This is a genomic window from Calidithermus chliarophilus DSM 9957, assembly GCF_000430045.1.
GTDB classification, from domain to species: Bacteria; Deinococcota; Deinococci; order Deinococcales; family Thermaceae; genus Calidithermus; species Calidithermus chliarophilus.
This window is the reverse complement of the sequence record NZ_KE387023.1, coordinates 2,681,558-2,682,336: the sequence shown is the minus strand read 5'-3', so window position 1 is coordinate 2,682,336 and position 779 is coordinate 2,681,558. Positions and strand designations below refer to the sequence as shown.

The window sequence follows — 779 nt, the reverse complement described above, 5'->3', positions numbered from 1 at the left end:
GGCGCACCAGGCCCGGGTCGTCGCGCAGCACCGTGGCGGCCTCCTCGAGCGTGACCGGGACCTCCACGTCGAGCCGGAGCCGGGCCAGCTCGCGCGAGAGCAGCACCTTCTCCCGGCTGGCCTGCACGAGCTTGAGGGGCCGGTCGGGGTCGGGGCCTTCGGCGGCGGCCAGGACGCCCTCGAGGCTCCCGAAGCGCTGGAGCAGGGCCGAGGCGGTCTTCTCCCCTACCCCCTTGGCCCCCGGGATGTTGTCGGAGGCGTCGCCGGTGAGGGCGCGGTAGTCCACCCACTGCTCCACCGTGACGCCGTACTGGGCCTTGAGCTCCTCCGGCCCGAAGCGCTTGCCGTCCTTGGCCCGCACCCGCACCAGCGGCGAGAGCAACTGGTAGAGGTCGCGGTCGCTCGAGACGATGAGCGCCGGGATGCCCCGGGCCTCGGCCTGCTTGGCCAGCGTGCCGATGGCGTCGTCGGCCTCGACCTCGGCGACCTCGAGGCGCACCCAGCCCAGCGCGTCTACCAGGCGCTTGATGTGGCGGATCTGGGCGGGCAGGTCCGGGGGGATCTCGTCGCGGCCGCCCTTGTAGTCGGGGTAGAGCCGGTGGCGGAAGGTCGCCACGGGCGCGTCGAAGACCACGACCGGGGCCGGGCCTTCCTCGGCGGGCTCGGGGCGCAGGGGGTCGCCGCCGAGCTCGCGGTAGACCTCGAGCAGCGCCCGCGCGAAGCCCAGCACCGCGTGGACCGGGGTGCCGTCGGGGGCCTTGACCGGGGGCACCCCGAAG

Annotated in this window: 1 protein-coding gene; it reads right to left on the bottom strand. The window is 74.8% G+C overall.

Annotated features, from left to right (window positions below):
* The coding region (locus tag MEICH_RS24970; RefSeq protein ID WP_275052619.1) for a 5'-3' exonuclease at positions 1 to 779 on the bottom strand (779 nt) is incomplete at both ends.